Genomic DNA, 20,783 nt, shown 5'->3' with positions numbered 1-20,783 from the left:
TTAAAATATATAAAATAATGACACAAAATAACAACAGTTAGTTTTGCATTGTTTTAAAGGAATTAAAAAGAAAACTTCGAAACATATAGTATCGCAAACAAAAACTACAAATTTTAAAACGGATCTTCGTACGAATCCATTCCAAAAGAGAGGAGATAAGTATGCAAAAACTCCAAACGAATAAAGGCGCTCGATATATGATGATTGCTTTTATTGTTTTGTTTCTTATTATGATTTTGCGTATATTCTATATTCAGGCAGTAGGAGTCGTGCATAATGTGAATGTAAAGGATCTCGCGAATGAACAACATAATAAAAAAGGTGTTTTAGAAGCGAATCGTGGCACTATCTATGATCAAAGCGGAAAGGTGTTAGTACAAGATTCTACAACGTATCGAGTTGTTGTGAATTTAAAAGGAAAAGATAAAGTGAAAAATAAAGATGAAACCGCACAACAATTAGCCGATGCGCTTGAAATTGATAAAGAAGAAGTATTAAAAAACTTTCATGAAGGGCGTACGCAAGTTGAAATTGGGAAAATTGGTCGGAACTTATCTAGGGAAAAGAAGGAAAAAATTAATGATTTAAAAATACCAGGTGTATCTTTTATGTCGGAAAAAGCAAGAGTATATCCGAATGAAGACTTTGCATCCTATATACTTGGTTTTGCTAGACCAGATGATAAAGGGAATACGGAAGGGAAGTTTGGGCTTGAAAAGAGTTTGGATAAATATTTGCGCTCTACAAACGGGAATATAGAATATGTGGGTACACGAAGGGGGATTCCGCTTACGAATGATATAGGTAAAGTAGAACCAGCTAAAAATGGGAATAACGTATATTTAACGCTTGATAAACAAATTAATAGCTTTTTAGAAGAAGCGATGAACAAAGCGCAAGAACATTATGATCCTTCTATGTTAATTGGCATTATTGCTGATCCAAAAACAGGAAAGGTTTTAGCAATGTCTAGTAAACCTAGTTACAATCCTAATGTAGGTGATATCGAATACTTTTTAAATGACCCGATTGCAAATGCATATGAACCAGGTTCAACAATGAAAGTTTTTACGTTAGCAGCTGCCATTAATGAAGGTGTATATAACGGAAAAGAATATTTTCAATCTGGAAAATATTCCGTTGGTTCATCTGATATAAAAGACCATAATGGTGGATTTGGATGGGGATCAATTACATTTGATGAAGGATTTGAAAGGTCATCAAACGTAGCTTTTTCTATTTTAGAAGATCAGTTACTGAAACCAAATAAATTTAAGCAATATATGAATAAATTTGGATTCAATCAAAAAACAGGGATAGATTTACCTGGAGAAAGGAAAAATACTTTATTATTAAATACACAAATTCAACAGGTTACAACTTCTTTTGGTCAAGGTTCTACAGTAACTCCGATTCAATTAATCCAAGCGGCTACTGCTATAGCAAATGACGGGAAAATGATGCAACCATATATCGTTGATAAAGTTGTAAATCCAACAAACAAAGAAGTTATTATGGAAAATCAACCGAAAGAAATTGGGAATCCGATAAAAAAAGAAACAGCGGACAAGGTTAGAAGCTTAATGGAGCGTGTTATAACATCTTCAAAAGGAACTGGTACAATGTATAAAGTAGATGGTTATCCAATTGGAGGTAAGACAGGAACAGCACAAATCCCGAATCCTGAAAACGGCCGATATATGGAAGGGAAAGAGAATTACATTTTCTCCTTTTTAGGAATGGCTCCAATTGATGATCCGGAGTTAATCGTATACTTAGCTATTAAGCAGCCAAAGTTAAAAGGAGATGAGTATGGAGCTCAGCCTCTTGCTGAAATATTTAAACCTGTTATAAAAAACAGCCTTGAATATTTAAAGGTGAAACCGTATACAGAAAAACAAATAGCTGATGCAGCAAAACAATCTCAATTAAAAGTACAAAATTATGTAAATCAATCGATGGATACAATAGAGAAAAGTGTAGAAAAAGAGAAGCTACAGCCGGTAATTTTAGGAGAAGGAAAAATAATAAAACAATATCCACAGTCTGGCGAGGTAATAAGTGAAGGTGATCGTATATTTTTATTAGGGAATAACGCACAAATGCCAAATGTAAAAGGGTGGTCCATGCGTGATGTTATGTATTTCTCTAAACTTTTGAAATTAGATTTGAAAACTTCTGGTACGGGTTATGTAACGAGTCAAAGTATTGAAAAAGGACAAGATTTACAAGAAGGAGATACACTAGAACTAGAATTAGAACCGCCGTTACAACCGTTAACAGAGGCGAATACGAATTAATCCAGGCATTTGGAAGGAGCTATATGCAAATAGCTCTTTCGTTAGAGTTGCGAGTAATTTCACGCACCGTAATTTTTAGAAAAAATAATAAATAAAAGAACTAAAAGTGACACGTTGTTAAATATCTGATTATTGTTTATTTACAGTTAAATTCATATGTGATAATATGGAAAAAATAAATGCAGTGAAGAGAAGAGTAAATAAAATGAATTTTTCACAGAGAGCTCCATGTAGCTGAAAAGGAGTAAAAATTCTTTATTGAACCAAGCCTCTGAGCAGCATATCGGAACCTATTATTAGGGGATGGTGTGACGGGAGCTCCCGTTATAGAGCTATGGTATAAGCATGAATTAGAATGCAGTACCTGATAAGGTTAGTATGGTGACATATTAACAAACTAGGGTGGCACCGCGATGATAAATCTCGTCCCTAAGATTAAAAGTCTTGGGGGTGGGATTTTTTTATTGTTGTAAAACAATTTTGAAAGCGGGGGCCAAAAATGAAAAATTTACTTAAAGATTGGAAATATCCTTTATTACTATTGTCCGGAGTTGGTATTGCGAATTTAGGGGCATGGATTTACTTAATAGCACTGAATGTACTTGTCTATAATATGGGTGGCTCAGCCTTAGCTGTTGCTACTTTATATGTAATAAAACCATTAGCCACTTTATTTACAAACGCTTGGTCTGGGAGTATGATTGATCGTTTAAATAAACGGAAATTAATGATTCACCTCGATATATATCGTGCGTTATTTATCGCTATTTTACCTTTACTTCCGTCACTTTGGATTGTTTATGTATTCGTATTCTTTATAAGTATGGCCAGTGCAATTTATGAGCCAACTGCTATGACGTATATGACGAAATTAATTCCAGTAGAGCAAAGACAACGTTTCAACTCATTACGCAGTTTAATAGGATCTGGTGCATTTTTAATTGGTCCAGCGATAGCAGGGGTTTTATTAATTGCGAGTACACCTGAGTTTGCTATATATATGAATGCTATAGCATTTCTCTTATCAGGATTAATTACATTACTTTTACCTAATCTTGATAAGAAAGAAGCTTCGGATACAACAAGTAATACATTATCTCTTACAGTATTAAAAAAAGATTGGAACACTGTTATAAATTTTAGTAGAAAACATGTGTATGTCGTATGTGTGTATTTCTTATTTCAAAGTATGTTCGTATTAGCAACTGCTACTGATTCACTTGAACTATCGTTTGCGAAAGAGGTATTACTACTAACAGATAGTGAATATGGTTTTCTAGTTAGTATAGCTGGTGCAGGATTTATTTTAGGTGCCATAACAAATACAATTTTGTCAAAGAAATTAGCACATTCATTTCTAATTGGAATAGGATCATTATTCATCGCAATTGGTTATTTAATTTATGCTTTTTCAAATATATTTTTAATAGCTGCTATTGGATTCTTTATTTTATCTTTCTCTATGGCATATGCAAATACAGGATTTTATACGTTTTACCAAAATAACGTTCCCGTTCATATAATGGGACGGATCGGAAGTATATATGGACTTGTTATTGCGTTAGTAACAATCTTTATTACAATATTATCTGGTGTTGCGACTCAGTTCATTTCTATACAACTTGTAGTTATTGTAGGTTCATTGATCATGTTATTTATTACTATCGTCTTGTGTGTGTTTACTTTATTCCCATCACAATCTAAGTTGTATTCTACTGAATCAATAAAGTGAAACTTTAATCAGGGGGCATCCCCCACTGATTATCAGCCCTCACCAATCGGGCTTTTACGGGCAGCAGGGTCCCCACTTAACTTCTTTGCTTTCGCTGAATTTTGAGATGGGGGTCCTACTGCCCACAAATAGCGGAATACATTCGAAATGAACTTTGTGTTCTCATTAACAATTTATCGTATTTAATAAGGGGAAAGAACAATACCGAAAGATAAGGGTGGTTGTTGTGATAAAAACAAAAGATGAAATTAATAAAATTGTAAAAGAAATACAAAAGAAAATAGATTTCTCTGGGGTAGTTTTAGTAAAAAAAGAAAAAGACATAATCTATGAAAAAGCAATGGGTTACGCAAACCAAAGTGAATGTATAAACAATACGATACAAACAAGATTTGGCATTGCCTCAGGATGTAAAATTTTCACTGCAATTGGAATCTGTCAACTTGTTGAAAAAGGTGTTATTTCTTTTCATACAAAATTAAAGGATTGTCTAGAGATAAAACTTCCAAACTTCGATGAAGATATTACAATACATCAACTACTAACGCATAGCTCTGGTATACCAGATTATTTTGATGAAAGTATTATGGATAACTTCGAGGATCTTTGGAAACAAACACCTATGTATCTATTAAAGAGCTTAAAAGACTTTTTACCATTATTCCAAAACAGTAATATGATGTTTGCACCTGGGAGTAAGTTTCACTACAACAACGCAGGTTTTATCATACTTGGATTAATAATAGAAGAACAGACGGGACTTAAATTTACGGAGTATATAGAAACAAACATTTTTAATTCGATTGGCATGAATGATTCTGGCTATTTTTCGTTAGATAAATTACCAAGACATACAGCTCTAGGATATATAAAGGACGAAACCAACCAAAATTGGAGAACAAACGCTTACTCTATACCAATAAAAGGAGGGGCTGATGGAGGTGCATATGTTACTGCACCAGACATGTTGAAATTTTGGGCGGCACTATTTAATAATGAAATTTTAGGAAAGGAATATACAAAGTTACTTTTAACTCCCCACATTCATGTAAATGATAAACAGTCTTACGGATATGGAATATGGATTGAAACACGAGAAAACAAGGTATTCAAATATCATGTAATGGGATATGATCCAGGCGTCAGTTTTCGCTCGGCCATATATCCAGAATTAGGAATCACTTTAGTTATTCCATCGAATAAAGGGGCAGGACCTGAAAAATTAATGACAGAAATAGAAAGAGCTTTTTAATTATATGGATATAAAAGAAGAGATACGAAAATAATTTAAACGGGTTTATGATTGTTTCTGTTCTGAAAAATATTTTAGTTAACGAGGAACCCTTTATTTATTAAATAAGGGGTTTTTGTAATTCTGCACAATTACATATGTTTATATGGATTTTTAAATTAAAAAACATTACTATATAATTGTAAATTTAAATTATTAATTCATATGAAAGGATGTGTTAACAATTTGTATATGATCAACGGTAGTTTGTTTATTATTTTAGGGGTTATTTGTTATTTAATTGTACGTGGAATATTAATTGGTACAAAAAATAAAAAACATATGATTTGGTGGAAAGAAATAATAAGTTTTTTATTCGTGGTCTACATTTGTATGGTTGTTGCAGTAACTTTATTCCCTTTACCAATCGGTTTTCCTTCTAATATTGAAAATCTGAATCGCTCGGTCAATATAATTCCATTTGCATCAATTATTAAAGACATCAATCAAATTGGTAGTGCTTATGATGGGGATGCCCTATTTATGATTGGTCTAATTGTAAGAAATGTAGGCGGGAATATTTTATTATTAATGCCTTTAGGATTTTTAGCACCAATTTTATGGGATAAATATAAAAAGTTCAAAAATACTATTTTATTGGGATTTACTATATCAGTTAGTATTGAATTGCTACAATTAATTCAGTCTTTATTTAGTGGAGTGGGACGTATTACTGATATTGATGATGTGATCTGTAATGTTATAGGTTCTATTATTGGATATTCTATTTATAATATCTTTTTAAAAGCCATTAATAAATTTAACATTCGAGTGTTGGGTAAAACTAATTCTAAAGGTGTGGAATTAGTTGATAAATAGGAGTTTAAACGAGTTATTAAAGGCGTACGAGTAAAAAGTACGTCTTTTTATTTTTATAAATAATGCTTAAGGCTGATGAGAAATCACATTTTCCATCTTACACTTGAAAGTAGCTATCGTATTTCAAGTATGGAATGAAAAGAGGAGAATATAATTTTTAAAGATAAACAAGTTTATAGGAGGATTCTAAATGGATATTTTACTTGTTGTTCTTATTATTGTTTTGATGCAAAGTAAAGAACGAAAAGTGAAAATAAACCGTATTTGGCTCATTCCGGCTTTGTTGTGCTTTGTAACAATCCAGTCCATTATTCATATGGGACAAATAACTTTGCTGCAAGGACTACTGTTTGTTGTAATGCTTGGAATCGGCTTAGGTCTTGGAATTATACGAGGAAGAGCTTTAACATTTCGAGTAGATAGTGAAACAGGTCATGTACTACGAAAAGGAAATTGGGTAAGTACAATAATCCTTCTTATTATTTTAGGAGCAAAAATTATAATTAAACAAAGTATGTTTTCTGGTAGTACACACCAGACATTAATGGTTGTAACAAACGCCTTTTTATGTATTACATTAGGCACCGTGATTAGTAGACGTTATTATATTTGGAAAAAATATAATGAATTAACACAAAAAGCGTAAATACATTCATCCCTTGTTTAACATTGCTAAGAACGGTAATACTAATTAACATTGAACTTTTACAACAAGGGATGATAATATGATATACATTTACACAGACTTCGGCGGTACTCATACAACTTCACTTGCTGCAGCGTATCATTTAAATAAATTACCAACGGATCGTAAGTTAACGAAAGAAGAAATTTTGAATGTAGATTACTTTAATAAATTGAAAACAGAAGATATGGGAAAAATTATTTTTCATGGAATTGATGAACATGGTCATCCTGTATATACGATTGGATGTGGCGCATCAAAAGTTGTTGTACCTGCGATGAAGCATTTAGGAGAAATCTTGCAAAAACATTATCAAAGTCATGAAAAAATTATTTTTTCTAATACATCACCAACTGTACCTTTACCAATGACTTTTGGTGGTCTGTTTTCTAGAAGGTTCCATATCGATTTTATTGGCGTACCGTTACTCGTATGGGGAGCAAAAATTTGCTGTGATAATATACAAAGGCTTGTTAGTTATACAAAAGAAGCTGGAAGATTAACGAATGATTATGTTGTAATTTTAGATAATGAAACTTTTAAATAGTATATGATAAGAAGAAAATCGAGCAAATTCCTTGATTTTCTTTTTTATTTGTGAAATAGACAAGAAATAGTCACATTTAATATACATCTACTATAGCCAAAACAATAAAGTCCTGTTACTATTACAGGGATATTCTCTTTTTATAACATAAATATATAGAAAAATTAGAAAAGAGGAATTGAATTAAGGGAGGAACAACATGAAGCGTGTTGCTTGGATTACTGATAGTACAACTGCGAGTTTTAAAACAGAAGGAGATAACTTTGTTATCCCAATTGAAGTTATTATTGATGGTGTGTCGTACAAAGATTGTGAAGAAGGTGTGCGTGAGCGCGTTTATAATGCTTTGAATGAAGGTAAAACTGTCACTACATCACAGCCTAACATAGGGGAAATGGTAGATTTATTTTCGAAATGCAAAGAAGAATATGAAGAGGGATTTGCAGTTGCTATTAGCGGAAAAGTAAGTGGAACTTATCAAAACATGAAGTTAGCTGCAGAAATGGCAGGTTTCCCATTAACGGTATTGGATAGTGAAACAACAAGTTATCCAATGGATGAACTAATTAGAAAAGCGAAATCGTTATACAATGATGGTATGACGTTACAAGATATACACAAAACATTAGTAGATGAAAAAAGAAAACCTTTCCACGTATTCCCGAAAAGTTTAAAAGGCCTTTACGCAAGTGGGCGTGTAAAAGGAGTTCAATTTTTACTTGGAAGTTTATTAAGTGTTAACTTAATATTAGAAGTAAAAGGTGGAGAGCTTTTACTTGAAAAGAAAGTTCGTAAAATCCAAAAATGTCGAGAATATATTAAAAATGAACTTGAAAAAGAATTACCAAAAGTACTTCATATGTTCCATGCTAATGATAAAGATGGAGCCGAAGAATGGATTGCAGATATTAGACAAGCATTCCCTGAAATGGATTTCAAATTATATCCATTACCAATTTCATTTGCGGTTCATGCAGGTGAAGGTACAATAGCAATTAGTTATTAAAGTAAAACCCGTGAATTATTCACGGGTTTTTTATTTAATTAAAATGAAATGTGATCTCGACATATCTCCATCGAGGTTAGAAATCGATGGTCGAGTTACCTTCTCATATATAACTGTGGAATGCCTTTTTTATGACTTATCCAATTATTTCTTACAAGATTTAAGGAGGATTGAGTTGAAAATGAATTGATTAAAGTGTAAAATTACACTAAATAACACATTAGTTACTTTTGAGGGGGAAGTAAAGTGAATAAGGAGCATGCAATTGAACTTATTTCAATGAAAATAAAGTTAATACGCACTGAAAAAAGATATACACAAGATAAAATGGCTGAAGTTCTCGGCATATCAAAAAAAACGCTTGTTCAAATTGAGAAAGGGAGAACGAATGCAGGTTGGACCAACACTGTTGCTATTTGTGCATTGTTTAGAGATAGTGAAGTTTTACAGAATACTCTTGGGGATGATCCATTAGTAGTAATCGAAACAATGGCCCACAATAGCACTAACAACTTCAAAGAAAAAACATTGGGAGGAAAAGTCTGGTGGAAGCAGATTCAAGAAAAAGGGAACTTTCGCTTACAACAAAATCTAATTAGTCAGCATTATCGTATTCTAGACAGACAGGATTACCGCTGGTTTAATTCGTTTGATTTAGAAGAAACGCTAAATCAACTTAATAAATTAGCAACGAATTCAGAACATCAAATAACCAGAACTACAATGAGCGAAAATAAATAGGAGGAAATTACATATGATCATCTTGCATTTTCTTTGGATTTACTTTATGCCAATTTACTGGTTATGTGGATTTATAGGTGGAATCTATTTAATTATTGCAGGTATCAAATATCTTAAATTACTTGTAAGTGTAATGGGATTACTTTGTCTTACCCTTGTCGTGTTACCTATTGTTTGTTGGGGGACAGGGATTAATGCGGAATTTCTTCTTACACCCGTTTCCAACTTTTCACTATTCTCTTTAAGTGGGTTAATAGCAGGATTTATTGGATTGTGGTCAAAAATTAAAGGCATAAGAAATATGGGATTTACTATTTTTACTTGTGGAGTAATAGGTGCCCTATTCTATTATTTAATGTCTATACCCGATTCATACTATATAGGATAGTTTTTCAAAACTCAGTTCATTTACAAACAAAAGGATAGTGAAACAGGAAAAACATTATTTCTATTCTTTCTGTCTAACTTATTAAATAAAAAGGAGGTGCTATAGAACTGGTAGCGTTTCCTTTTTCACATGAATCATTCACCTATCAGATAGGTTGCGCTCCAGTACGTAGTAGGTAGCATATCAATAGCTAGCTATAATTTCTACATTCTCTGACTTTAAATGATAAAGGAGATGTTATCACAGTTGTTCCTGCAAAGAAAAAATGAATAGTTGTAGTAAAAACATTCTAGAATACAGAAGCTTAGGAATATTGGATATAAAATATGATAAATACGAGGCATAAGCCAGTTTACAATTTTTATGTCAACACTACAAACTTGACATGTGTGTATTTCGTTTTGCACTGTAAATCATTCATATTGAGTAATAGAATTGTAGAAATATATAATAGAATATTCGCACTAATATTTATACAGCTACAATCTATTTACATATAAGGTTATTAGGATTATATTGAAAATGAAAGAGAAAACAATAGATGGAAGGGGATGTTTTTTATGTTTAAAAAAGCAGCACTAGGGATTTCATCGTTAGCAATTACAGCGTTCGTCGGATTAGGAATGGCAACAGAAGCTTCAGCTGGACCAGCAGCACCACTTACTTCACTAAACGTCGTACAAGTAGAGTCTGAGCTAGGCGGGGTAGAAACAATTAATCAGAACAGCTTCAGCACATCGCGTAACCACGGGGGAAAATATTTATATATTACAACGAAAGAAATGGGCTATGGCCAAAACCCATTTGCTAAAATGAATGGTTCTAATGTAAAAAGTATTGATTCCACTATAATTGGCGGAAGACCAATCGTTGGCTGGTATTATAAATGGGATGCTTCTGGACACCAACAAGGAACGTTTGAGTACCAAAAGACATCTATAAATTCACCATTTAATACAATGCGTACATCAATTTATATCCAATAATCTTGAAAGCGTTCGCACATGTAGAATAGTAAAAAAGGTACTTCTAGGAGTACCTTTTTTTGATTTGAATCATGTTCATCTATATTTACAATCCTGATTTCACAGCAAAAATACTTACCATAAAACAAAATCCTTAAACGTCTATAAAATTAATATGAACGCGTAGTACAAGTCCGCTACAGTTAAAGTACGTAACTTTACATATTTCAACTCAATGAAGAAGGAAGAAACTGTAGTACTTACGCCGCAGTTTTTAATTTATCCATGAACTCATAGTTTAATTTTAAGTTTTTTAGATATATAGACATAACCGTACTACCTGCTACTCTTTTTTAAAATTCAAGATTAAAAAGAGTAGCTAAACTTAAATAAGCTTAGCTTGATGGATATGTGGCGGAACTCTAAAATTAATTACATCTTTTTCATAATATAAACAATTTTATATAGGGAGATGAAAGGATTTTTTAAAATAATAAAGAAGTATGTATAAACAAATATATAAATGGTAGTGATTAGGATGAAAATCAGTAAGTTTGCAGAAGTAAATAATGTAAGTGTAGATACGATTAGACATTATATGGATCTCGGACTCGTTATTCCTGAGAAAAAAGGAAGTCACTATTTTTTTGACGAGTATTGTCAAAAGGATATAGAACTTATATTAGAGTACAAATGGATAGGGTTTAGCTTGCATGAAATTAAAGAACTGTTTCTTTATAAAAATTTAGGGAAATCCTTAGACTATGAAAAGGATATTTTTTATCAATCTTTATTTAAAGTAAAATATGAAAAGATTGAACAAGAGATAAAAACCTTAAAGGAACGAAAAGATAAATTAAAGAAAACGTTAAATAATTTATCTATAGAAACTGAAATTTCGAGTTCAATTTTAGGGGTAGATTTAAAAGTACTTCATTTATTTAAATGTGTTAAGTGTAACGGAAATTTAATTCTTGAAGATGGCATTATTAATAAAAATCAAATTGTTGAGGGGAAATTAATTTGTAATTGTGGTGAAGAATACGCGATTACTTCCGGAGTTTTAACAGCTGGAAAATTATTTGAGGTGTATAAGAGGAAATCACTTGAAGATTCTATTTCAGATTATATCCATGAAACGGATACTGCTTTTTTGGAAAATGTTCAAAGAGGAGGAGAATGGGCGAAAAAGAAACTAATGCAATTAGATTTAAATGAAAAAATACTACTTGATTTAGGGTCTGGTATTGGGTTCTTTTTACGAAATATTTATGAAGAACTACCGGAAGAGTGTTTATATATTGCTGTTGATCGAGATTTGAATAAACTTTTACTTTTAAAAGATGTAATTGAGAGAAGAAATGTGAAAAGAAATATTGTATTTATCTGTGCCGACTTTCTAAACATACCTATTCAGAATAATTCTGTTGATATTGTAATCGATCAATCAGGTACAAGTAATTATAGTTTTGAATATGAGGAGTTCTTATTGTGTGAATTAAATTCCCTTTTTAAACACAATTGTTATTTATTAAGTTCATTTATTTTATTTAATAAATTCAGCATAAATAGCCAAATTGCACCTAGACTCAGAGAGAATTTTACATCTGCAAAAGTAACAAAAGAAATCGAAAATTTACAGTTTCAATCTATTGATGAAAGTACTTCAAATTATTTGATACGAGGGGGAAGGTACGAGGATTTCTTTGTTCAAGGAGAAGAAATTTATACATATTCATTTTTCGGAAAAAGATGGGGTTAACCCCATCTTTTATTTATTTCCCCTTAAAACTTTTCAAATAGTACATATTGCTATTGGGTTGACCCAAGAACTTACAATGTACGTAACACAAAGTTAGGTAGGGGGAAAAGTGATGGGAAGTTTACGATTACATATAGAAAATAAAAAAAGAAACCAAGAACTAAGAAATATGTGTCTCTATTCATTCGGGAAAACAGTATCAATATTTGGTAGCTCTATTTATAGTTTTGCATTAGGATTATATGTTTTACATATAACCGGATCAGCATTAAATTTTGCCATTACGCTTATTTTAGGAACTATTCCGATGATTGTTATGAATCCATTTGCTGGTGTAATTGCAGATAAAGTTGATAAAAAGAAATTGGTCATTTGTATGGATTTACTAAGTGGAAGCTTATTAATTACTGTTTATATATTTAGCAGTAATTATGGATTAGACTTATTCACCATTTATGCTACTACCTTTCTTATAACGGTATTTACAACATTTTTTGGAATAGGATTAGAAGCTGCAAAACCAAATATCGTCTCCAAAGAGAGGCTAATGAGTATTAACTCTATAAGTAAAATTATCGATTCTATATCTTTAATTCTAGGTCCTATGTTAGGTGGTATTGTTTTTGCAGTCTTTGATATTAAAATTTTTATAATTATAAACAGTATTTCATTTATCCTTTCGGCTATTTCCATATTATTTATTAACTTTAAATTGTTTGAGCAAAACATAAATGAGGAATGTTCAATTAGAAAAATTAATTTTATTGAAGATATAAAGGAGGGATACTCTTACTTAATGGAGCGGAAAAGCTTAAAAAATACGTTCAGTATTTTAATTTCACTTAATTTCTTCTTAGGGTTTGCTGTAACTGTTCCATTGCCATACATTATTAATACAGTTCTCGATCTTGGTTCTAAACAATTTGGTATGATTCAAGGGACTTTTCCAGTAGGCATGATAATTGGTGCGATTTTAGTAAAAAAGATAACCGATCGTTTTTCTTACGCTTATCTTTTGAAAAAGTTAAGCTTTATGTTGGCGGTTTTTATGATTATTTCAGGAATTCCAGTTTTATTCAAAAGTTTTGAGGTAAATGATTTTGTATACGTTATTACCTATTGTGTTGTTATGTTCTTTTTAGGACTAATTATAGTGCTTATTGATATACCTATAGCTTATTTCATGCAAAAAGAGATTCCTGATGAATATAGAGGGAGGGTTCTCAGCATTGGATTAAGTATAAGTAAAATGATGCTTCCTATAGCAATGGCGCTATCCGGTCTATTATTAAATTATATTCCAGCCTACATGATTACAATTGTAGGGGGAATCTTATATTTAATAGTAATTAAAGTTTCATCGAATTGTTTCATATTAGAAGTTCATTCGAAAGATTATAGCGCTTAGTAGATCTTAGATTATTTATATAAAGGATACTGCTACATTTTTCAAGATAAGAAATGCAAATACTATAAAATGAAAAAATCGGCTGATTTCCCATGAACAATTTTGAAAAGATTACATATTCGTTTTGGAGACTACTTTAAAATTGTAGGTTGAGGGGGATGAATATCGTTCTAAATACAATAAGAAAATTTAACTTTGTTGATTGACCTTCCCCTTACAGGAAGCAGTATATTTAAAATAATTAATTACAGGAGGTGAGTGTTATGCTTTCAATTGGAGAGTTTTCAAAAATATCTCATCTTACAATGAAGACGCTGCGCTATTATGATGAAATTGGGCTTTTAAAACCAGCTTTCATAGACCCTAAGAATGGATATCGCTACTATGATATTTTCCAATTAGAAATAGCTTTATTGATTACTCGATTAAAAACTTATTTATTTTCGCTGGAAGAAATTAAGGATATTTTAGAAAATCGGGAGAAAACTGAATTGCTTAACTCTAAAATGAAAACCAAACAAGAAAATCTAACACAGCAGATAACATATTATTCTTCTTTATTAAAAAAATTAAAGCGTGATATTCAACAATTAGATGAAGAGGAAAGTATCATAGGTTACTTAAATCATATTGAGATTAATCTTGTAAATCACTTAACCTATAATATATCATCTCAGCGAAAACAAATTAATACCGTTGATTTCCTAACACACTTTAATGAGTTGTTTAGTAAAATTTCATTTGAAAATTTATTACCTATTGCAAAACCACTTGCTATTTTCCATAGTTCAGAATATGTACCTGAAAATTATGATGTGGAAATTGCGATTCCCCTTGCAGAAGCCACAAATAAAACAAAAGTGTTTAATCCCGGTCTTTGCGCAATGGCTACGCTTATTGGTTCTTACGAAGAATTACCTTTTATTCATACAAAGCTACACGTTTGGATTGAAGAAAATAACTATAAACTGAATGGAGCTCCGTTTGAAGTTTATAAAACGAATCCTTATAGCACACAGGAGGAGAATAATATCATAGAAGTTTATTTTCCTATAAAATGAATAAAGGAAGGAGCGTATCACAATGTATGGTATAAACCGGCCAACAATAAAAGAAAAAATATTAATTTTAGTTACTGAGATTATCTATCTAATCATTGCGTATTACTTACTTTTCATTACTTATTTCAAACCAGGCATTTCAATAGGGCTGTTTATAGCTTTGATTATCACCGCTTTACGATTAACGGCTATGATGTTTATATGGTTGCCTAGAGGGATTTCATGGCAAGAAGCCATTATGAACAGCATTGCTTTTGGAATTTATTATTTAGGTTTTCCAATCTTAATGATTACTAGTAATCAGGATCCTAATTTAATATTACTTACAATAGGTTGGATATTGTTTTTAGGAGGAAGTATGTTAAACACAGTTTCAGAGCTGCTTAGAAAATCCTTTAAAGACAATCCTGTAAATCAAGGTAAGCTATATACAGGTGGTTTATTTAAATATGCGATTCATATTAATTATCTGGGGGATTGCCTTTGGGTGTTAGGTTTAGCATTTATCGCTAGCAATATTTATAGTTTATTTATACCTCTAGGTCTGTTCTTTGTATTCGTTTTTGAATATATTCCAAAATCTGATGGTTACTTACAGAAAAAGTATGGAGAACAATTTACAGTCTATAAACAGAAAACAAAAAAATTAATACCGTTTATTTGGTAAATCAGTTTCATAAATTATAAAAAGCGCAGGATGCTGATCCTGCGCTTTTCTATCGTAATTCAGCGGTTTTTCTAATGACAATCTTATCAATATCATCTTCTTCATCACCAATAAATAATCCGCGTTCTTTTAAATATGCTTCAAAATATAAATCTGCTTCAGCGCGTTCGTCATATGGCTTTACAGAGAGAACGAAACCTAATTTGTTTTGTTCTTCTAAGTGAGAAGTGGAGATGTAAGCCGGTACATTATGGCGTAAAAAGAGTTCTTTAACTGGAATAATCATATCTTTCATTAATTTCGTTAGCATACCCATTTCAAACTCGAAATTAAAGCGATCTATACTAGATAAATCAGCGAATACTACACCGATAAAACCTGTATTAAATACTTCTTGATATTCTACATCTTCATCATGGCCGCCATAAAAATTCTTTTCGATTAAATAATTTACAAAATAAGCAACGCCATCACTTTGTTCAAATGGTTTCGTTGAAAGAACAAAACCAATTTTCTTTTGTTTATGTAAATACACACATGACATGTATGCTGAAATGTTATGTTCTTTAAATAAAGCACTTGTTGCTCCAGAGAGACCATCTAGTACGTGATGAACAATTTGAAGTTTTTTACGAGCGAAATAATAGGATTTCTTTTGTAACTCCAATGTATCAATAAAGACAGAGCCGATAAAGCCTGTATTTGAAATAATAGGTGATTGCTTTTTTCTTCCTCTGCGCTTTAATGGAGCCATTGTTAAAATCATCCCTTCATGTACGTTTAAAATAAAAAAGAACGTTTGTTCGTATATTTATATTTTACTATTAAAACGCTATAAAGTAAAGGGTTTTTGATGAAAATATAACAAAAAAGACACCTTATAAAAGGTGCCTTAAACGCTGTAAGGGATAGGGTTTACCCTAACTATTTATATTATGATACAGAAACAATCTCTTCTGTATCTTCTACATCTAAATGACAGTCCATAGTACGAACATCTTGATCTTCATGACTTCCGAAATAAATAGTAATTTTCATATGTATCGCTCCTTTATTCTAGGAATACCTAAAATAATTACTAGTAATGTTAATATTTATTATATACCACTTTTTTCATTCCGACAACGTTATATCATTTTTAATTATTTTAAACTATAGAGCACAATTTAAAGAGGTACTTTTTATAGAAAATGGTAAATTTCTAATATGTTATATTTAATATAGAAAAATTCGAGTGTTACTTTTTATGAAAAGGAGAACTATTGATGAATTATAAACAACTACTACTTGATAACTTTGCATTTAAAACTTCATATGTTGCACAATTTGTGCCCGGAATGAGTATAAAAAAAACGAAAGATTATATTGCTGTTGATTGTGGATTACCTGCCGATACATTTAATATCATCACTCTACTAAACAATAATTTAACGGAAGGGATCGAGAAATTATATAAAGAGGTAGAATACTATTATCAAAGAAATTTTCCAATGAGTGTTTGGTTATGGGATGAGGAGCAAGAGCGGGATATAAAAAGTGAGTTAATTAAAATCGGTTTAAAAGAAGTGGAACAGAATATTGCGATGGTAGCAGACTTAAAAACAATTTCCCCAACAATAAACATGCCAGTAAGTTTTACTATTCAACAAGCATCTTCACCTGGACAAATAAATAAATTTGGAGAAACGTTAGCTGATCTATTCGGCACATCAGAAGAAGGTATACATGTACAAGCATTCTATAATCAAATTTCTAATCTTGATATATGTAACAGTGAGAATCTGAAATTATTTTTAGGGTTATATGAAGGTGAAGTCGTAACTGTTGGTTCATTGATATGTTCAAAAGATAGTATTGGTATTTATGACATAGCAACGAAAGAAGGAATGAGAGGACGAGGGTTCGGATCTGCTATGTTCAATTTCCTGCTGCAAGAAGCACATAAATTTAAAAATACGTATTGTGTATTACAAGCTTCACCCGATGGAATCAATATTTATAAAAAATCGGGATTTCAAGCTATCGGCAAAATGACTGTATTGGAAAATCGACATTTAATTGAGTAAATCATTCAAGTTAAATCGTCTTTATATAGGAGCTTATAAATCGTTATGAAAAAGATATATCTCGTTACAATATTTTGTGCCTTTATAGTAATAAGTATCTTTGTTTTTCAGAAAATAAATGAACATAAGTATACTAAAGCTATTAATCAATCAAATCATATAAAAAATATCGCACATAGAGGTGCTTCTGCATATGCGCCAGAACATACAATAGCAGCATATAAATTAGGACAAAAAATGAATGGAGATTATATAGAAATTGATCTCCAAATGACAAAAGATGGGCATTTAGTGGCAATGCATGACGAAACCTTAAACCGTACAACAAATGGTACTGGGCTAGTGAAAGAGCATACATTAGAAGAAATAAAGCAACTAAATGCAGATTCTTTTTTCAACGAAAAATATCCGAACTTAGCAAAGAAAGAATTTGAAAATGCTAAAGTCCCAACATTAACAGAAATTGTTGAAACGTTTGGGCAAAATGCGAACTATTATATTGAAACAAAATCACCTAATGAATATCCAGGAATGGAAGAAAAATTATTAGAAATTATTAATCACTACGAAATACAGGATAAAGTTATTATTCAATCGTTTAGTGAAGAAAGTCTACAAAAGATTCATAGCTTAAATAGTAATATATCCTTAGTACAATTATTACCTTATAAAAAAGCAGTTCAATTAAAAGAATTAGAGATAGAAAAGTATAAAACGTACTGTATAGGTCTTGGTATGAATTACAAATATATTGATTCAGATTATGTAAATAAAATAAAGAAAAACGGATTAGAAGTTCATCCATTTACAGTAAATAATGAAAAAGATATGAAAAAGTTACTTTCATGGGGAGTCGACGGGATGTTTACTAATTATCCGGATCGTTTACATTCAATATTGGATTTGAAAAGTCATGAATAAGAAGTGTTATTCATAAAGGGAAAATTTACACAACCTATATATTAGGATTAATAATGCAAGGTGGCATGTTGCATATAAAAAGAAAATACCAAAAACCGCAACTAGAAGACCTGGGTTGCGGTTTTTTTATTGCTTCGATTTCAGTTTACAAAGTTTGAAGCTAGAAATGTAAATCTATTTAGATGAATTGGCTTCTTATGTATTTGTACTTCGGATCGTTCTAGGTATATGTACAACCCATGAGACGAGTTTTGCATATGATAATAGAAAAGGAGATGTTGCATATTGAAATACCAAACTAGAAACGTAAATAATCTGAATAAATTAGCGGATAATACGAAAGCTGCAGCTTTTAAGTGGTATCAGTACTGTATCGACAATGGAATTGAAGTATTAATTTATGAAACAATCCGTACAGTCGAGCAACAACGTGAATATGTTCGTAAAGGAGCATCACAAACGATGCGCTCATATCACTTAGTAGGACAGGCATTAGATTTTGTTCCAATTCAGTCGAATGGTACAGAAGATTGGAATGGCTATAATAAAGAACCGTGGGCTTCAGCAATTCGTTATGCTAAACAAATTGGTTTTGAATGGGGCGGTGACTGGAAAGGATTTGTGGATAGCCCGCATTTGCAATATAACTACAAAGGGTATGGAACGGATACTTTTGGAAAAGGTGCTCAAAACGTAGTGACTCCTCCCACGTCGAATGATAGTGTAGGGGTTGCTTATATTAACGGTAGTAATGTAAATTTACGAAAAGGACCTGGTACTGGATATGGCGTTATTCGTCAATTAGGGAAAGGAGAGTCCTACAAAGTATTTGGACAAACAAATGGTTGGTTAAATCTAGGTGGCGATCAGTGGGTTTATAACGATCCATCATACATCCGTTATACGGGAGGAAATGTACCAGCAACTTCACAATCATCAAACGATGGTGTAGGTGTAGTTACTATAATCGCTGATGTATTGCGTGTTCGTAACGGTCCTGGAACAAATTACGGCATTGTGAAAAACGTGTATCAAGGTGAAAAATATCAATCGTTTGGATATAAAGATGGTTGGTATAATGTTGGTGGAAATCAATGGGTTTCTGGTGAATATGTTACGTTTGTAAAGTAAAAATAAGAGCCGTCCTGTTGGGCGGCATTTTATTTTAAATATTCATAGGACGAGCATTCATAATATTATTTGTAATACATAGAGTATAATTTTTCATTCTAATAATCAGAAAGTAATCAAAATGTAATTAATTTCAACTACGTTTTTTATATTTTTTTGATACACTGGCTACGAGGGGGATACCAATTAAGGTGGGTAAAAACCAAAACCATATTGGCGGAAGTAAATTTAAAATGGGAATATGGATGCCGATATTTACTAAAAGTGCGGTGACTGCACCAATATAAGAACCTAGCATACCTCTAATGTGGTGATGGAGCCAATTTTTCCAACGTTTTTTTCGTGCAAGGTATCCATAAATCGCAAATGAATAAGAGAAGATTGCTACATAAAATAAATATGCGATTTTATCCCAGTTGATAATGGATAATATTATTGCCGTAAGGGTAATGACAACATAGGATGCATGATATATTTCGCCCCATTCGGTATGTTTTCCTTTCTTCTTTTGGGCAACCATCGCTACAATACCAGTGATTAAGCATATTGTTCCAAATAGGATGTGTATGGTTAAAAGAATGTTAAAAATGCTCATAATAATTCCTCCTTTTTTATTTTTATAGTATTGCAGTATAGGAGAAAAGTTGAAAAATATAGTTAGTTCGGCTTAATATATTGAAATAAAGGTACTCCTAGAACAAAACCCAATGATTTAAATATTTAGTGAGATGATTATTATGTTAAATGAAGGAGAGACTTCTATGTTTACATCTATTACATATTTACAATCGGGCAATGAGAAACAACAAAAAATATATGATGTTTTGAATAGCCTAAACATAATGGAGGATTTAGCTTTATATAATCCCGTTCTTTGCGGGACAATCCCTATAAGAATTGATACTCCTCAATCTGACTTAGATATTGTAATGGAAGTATATAACTTTGATGTTTTTGAGCAGGAAATGAGATCTTTATATGGTTCTTATGGAGGGTTCAACATAAAAAAGAAAAAAATTAAAGGTACTGAATCGATAAAGGTGAATTTTGAATTCGAAGGTTTTGAATTTGAATTATTTGCTCAACCGAAGCCAGTGCGTAATCAAAATGCATATAGACACATGATAGTGGAACACATGCTATTAATGCAGCATCCCCATATAAGGGAAGAAGTTATTCGCTTAAAGGAACAAGGTTTAAAAACAGAACCTGCTTTTGCTCAAGTATTAAATATTGACGGAGATCCTTATGAAGAACTTATTTTATTAGGGCAGGAAATGAAATTGTGGTAAA

The 20,783-nt window shown here is 31.6% G+C and carries 20 protein-coding genes and 1 other annotated feature; of the genes, 18 read left to right on the top strand and 2 right to left on the bottom strand.

Annotated elements, in window-relative coordinates:
• Positions 1-161: 161 nt before the first annotated feature.
• The 14 genes from DN400_RS17025 to DN400_RS16960 all read left to right on the top strand — a co-directional run bounded on the left by DN400_RS17025 (position 162) and on the right by DN400_RS16960 (position 15,372).
• Positions 162-2,300, top strand: a complete 2,139-nt coding sequence (locus DN400_RS17025; RefSeq protein WP_098256185.1) for a penicillin-binding protein — start codon at positions 162-164, stop codon at positions 2,298-2,300.
• A 175-nt stretch (positions 2,301-2,475) separates the two neighbouring features.
• Positions 2,476-2,734 (top strand) — a binding site (T-box leader).
• A gap of 65 nt (positions 2,735-2,799) precedes the next feature.
• Complete coding sequence (locus DN400_RS17020; protein ID WP_072938593.1) at positions 2,800-4,032, top strand: MFS transporter; 1,233 nt, start codon at positions 2,800-2,802, stop codon at positions 4,030-4,032.
• Positions 4,033-4,258: 226 nt separating this feature from the next.
• The gene (locus tag DN400_RS17015; protein WP_072938596.1) at positions 4,259-5,284 is read left to right on the top strand and encodes a serine hydrolase domain-containing protein; all 1,026 of its coding nucleotides are present in this window, start codon (positions 4,259-4,261) and stop codon (positions 5,282-5,284) included.
• A 225-nt stretch (positions 5,285-5,509) separates the two neighbouring features.
• Entirely contained in the window at positions 5,510-6,142 is a 633-nt protein-coding gene (locus tag DN400_RS17010; protein WP_061660852.1) for a VanZ family protein, read from the top strand.
• Positions 6,143-6,332: 190 nt separating this feature from the next.
• Positions 6,333-6,788 (top strand): CcdC protein domain-containing protein, encoded by a 456-nt coding sequence (locus DN400_RS17005; RefSeq protein ID WP_061660853.1) that lies wholly within the window; start codon positions 6,333-6,335, stop codon positions 6,786-6,788.
• Between the two features lie 79 nt (positions 6,789-6,867).
• Complete coding sequence (locus DN400_RS17000) at positions 6,868-7,374, top strand: DUF3189 family protein (protein WP_000639421.1); 507 nt, start codon at positions 6,868-6,870, stop codon at positions 7,372-7,374.
• A gap of 199 nt (positions 7,375-7,573) precedes the next feature.
• On the top strand, positions 7,574-8,380 hold the full coding sequence (locus DN400_RS16995) for a DegV family protein (protein ID WP_061660854.1): 807 nt from the start codon (positions 7,574-7,576) through the stop codon (positions 8,378-8,380).
• 246 nt (positions 8,381-8,626) lie between these two features.
• Positions 8,627-9,121: a helix-turn-helix transcriptional regulator gene (locus tag DN400_RS16990; RefSeq protein ID WP_001031006.1), complete on the top strand. Its 495-nt coding sequence runs from the start codon at positions 8,627-8,629 to the stop codon at positions 9,119-9,121.
• Between the two features lie 13 nt (positions 9,122-9,134).
• Complete coding sequence (locus tag DN400_RS16985) at positions 9,135-9,509, top strand: hypothetical protein (RefSeq protein ID WP_000584709.1); 375 nt, start codon at positions 9,135-9,137, stop codon at positions 9,507-9,509.
• Between the two features lie 560 nt (positions 9,510-10,069).
• Positions 10,070-10,495 carry a DUF4879 domain-containing protein gene (locus DN400_RS16980; RefSeq protein WP_000472917.1) on the top strand — a complete coding sequence of 142 codons (426 nt, stop codon included), beginning with the start codon at positions 10,070-10,072 and terminating at the stop codon, positions 10,493-10,495.
• A gap of 517 nt (positions 10,496-11,012) precedes the next feature.
• Positions 11,013-12,236: a MerR family transcriptional regulator gene (locus DN400_RS16975; protein WP_098256184.1), complete on the top strand. Its 1,224-nt coding sequence runs from the start codon at positions 11,013-11,015 to the stop codon at positions 12,234-12,236.
• 112 nt (positions 12,237-12,348) lie between these two features.
• Positions 12,349-13,644, top strand: coding sequence for an MFS transporter (locus tag DN400_RS16970; RefSeq protein ID WP_098256183.1), 1,296 nt, complete (start codon positions 12,349-12,351; stop codon positions 13,642-13,644).
• Between the two features lie 263 nt (positions 13,645-13,907).
• Positions 13,908-14,705, top strand: a complete 798-nt coding sequence (locus tag DN400_RS16965; protein ID WP_000948769.1) for a MerR family transcriptional regulator — start codon at positions 13,908-13,910, stop codon at positions 14,703-14,705.
• Between the two features lie 22 nt (positions 14,706-14,727).
• Entirely contained in the window at positions 14,728-15,372 is a 645-nt protein-coding gene (locus DN400_RS16960) for a methyltransferase family protein (RefSeq protein ID WP_000274258.1), read from the top strand.
• Positions 15,373-15,421: 49 nt separating this feature from the next.
• Here the strand turns inward: DN400_RS16960 and DN400_RS16955 are convergent, their stop codons facing one another.
• Positions 15,422-16,126, bottom strand: a complete 705-nt coding sequence (locus DN400_RS16955) for a hypothetical protein (protein WP_000035361.1) — start codon at positions 16,124-16,126, stop codon at positions 15,422-15,424.
• 511 nt (positions 16,127-16,637) lie between these two features.
• Here DN400_RS16955 and DN400_RS16950 point away from each other — a divergent pair.
• From DN400_RS16950 to DN400_RS16940, 3 genes are all read left to right on the top strand, one after another.
• Positions 16,638-17,438, top strand: coding sequence for a GNAT family N-acetyltransferase (locus DN400_RS16950; protein ID WP_001107086.1), 801 nt, complete (start codon positions 16,638-16,640; stop codon positions 17,436-17,438).
• A gap of 45 nt (positions 17,439-17,483) precedes the next feature.
• Positions 17,484-18,359 (top strand): glycerophosphodiester phosphodiesterase, encoded by an 876-nt coding sequence (locus DN400_RS16945; protein ID WP_000725643.1) that lies wholly within the window; start codon positions 17,484-17,486, stop codon positions 18,357-18,359.
• Between the two features lie 285 nt (positions 18,360-18,644).
• Positions 18,645-19,490 carry a M15 family metallopeptidase gene (locus tag DN400_RS16940; RefSeq protein WP_098211320.1) on the top strand — a complete coding sequence of 282 codons (846 nt, stop codon included), beginning with the start codon at positions 18,645-18,647 and terminating at the stop codon, positions 19,488-19,490.
• A gap of 133 nt (positions 19,491-19,623) precedes the next feature.
• Here the strand turns inward: DN400_RS16940 and DN400_RS16935 are convergent, their stop codons facing one another.
• A complete protein-coding gene (locus tag DN400_RS16935) occupies positions 19,624-20,085 on the bottom strand; it encodes a DUF2306 domain-containing protein (protein ID WP_053564312.1) in 462 nt (153 codons plus the stop codon).
• Between the two features lie 166 nt (positions 20,086-20,251).
• Here DN400_RS16935 and DN400_RS16930 point away from each other — a divergent pair, with 166 nt between their 5' ends.
• The gene (locus DN400_RS16930) at positions 20,252-20,782 is read left to right on the top strand and encodes a DUF4269 domain-containing protein (RefSeq protein WP_000495197.1); all 531 of its coding nucleotides are present in this window, start codon (positions 20,252-20,254) and stop codon (positions 20,780-20,782) included.
• Position 20,783 lies beyond the last annotated feature (1 nt).

The sequence above is a fragment of the Bacillus sp. AR8-1 genome (genome assembly GCF_008042345.1).
Taxonomy (GTDB): Bacteria; Bacillota; Bacilli; order Bacillales; family Bacillaceae_G; genus Bacillus_A; species Bacillus_A cereus.
This window is presented reverse-complemented; position numbering and strand designations above follow the sequence as displayed.

Excerpts from the sequence above, each read along its gene's own strand:
- DN400_RS16960 (WP_000274258.1), top strand. The coding sequence starts at position 14,728 with ATGTATGGTATAAACCGGCCAACAATAAAAGAAAAAATATTAATTTTA.
- DN400_RS17020 (WP_072938593.1), top strand. The coding sequence starts at position 2,800 with ATGAAAAATTTACTTAAAGATTGGAAATATCCTTTATTACTATTGTCC.
- DN400_RS16935 (WP_053564312.1), bottom strand. The coding sequence starts at position 20,085 with ATGAGCATTTTTAACATTCTTTTAACCATACACATCCTATTTGGAACA.
- DN400_RS17025 (WP_098256185.1), top strand. The coding sequence starts at position 162 with ATGCAAAAACTCCAAACGAATAAAGGCGCTCGATATATGATGATTGCT.
- DN400_RS16930 (WP_000495197.1), top strand. The coding sequence starts at position 20,252 with ATGTTTACATCTATTACATATTTACAATCGGGCAATGAGAAACAACAA.
- DN400_RS16970 (WP_098256183.1), top strand. The coding sequence starts at position 12,349 with ATGGGAAGTTTACGATTACATATAGAAAATAAAAAAAGAAACCAAGAA.
- DN400_RS17000 (WP_000639421.1), top strand. The coding sequence starts at position 6,868 with ATGATATACATTTACACAGACTTCGGCGGTACTCATACAACTTCACTT.
- DN400_RS16965 (WP_000948769.1), top strand. The coding sequence starts at position 13,908 with ATGCTTTCAATTGGAGAGTTTTCAAAAATATCTCATCTTACAATGAAG.
- DN400_RS16945 (WP_000725643.1), top strand. The coding sequence starts at position 17,484 with ATGAAAAAGATATATCTCGTTACAATATTTTGTGCCTTTATAGTAATA.
- DN400_RS16955 (WP_000035361.1), bottom strand. The coding sequence starts at position 16,126 with ATGGCTCCATTAAAGCGCAGAGGAAGAAAAAAGCAATCACCTATTATT.
- DN400_RS16980 (WP_000472917.1), top strand. The coding sequence starts at position 10,070 with ATGTTTAAAAAAGCAGCACTAGGGATTTCATCGTTAGCAATTACAGCG.
- DN400_RS16950 (WP_001107086.1), top strand. The coding sequence starts at position 16,638 with ATGAATTATAAACAACTACTACTTGATAACTTTGCATTTAAAACTTCA.
- DN400_RS17005 (WP_061660853.1), top strand. The coding sequence starts at position 6,333 with ATGGATATTTTACTTGTTGTTCTTATTATTGTTTTGATGCAAAGTAAA.
- DN400_RS16995 (WP_061660854.1), top strand. The coding sequence starts at position 7,574 with ATGAAGCGTGTTGCTTGGATTACTGATAGTACAACTGCGAGTTTTAAA.
- DN400_RS16975 (WP_098256184.1), top strand. The coding sequence starts at position 11,013 with ATGAAAATCAGTAAGTTTGCAGAAGTAAATAATGTAAGTGTAGATACG.
- DN400_RS16985 (WP_000584709.1), top strand. The coding sequence starts at position 9,135 with ATGATCATCTTGCATTTTCTTTGGATTTACTTTATGCCAATTTACTGG.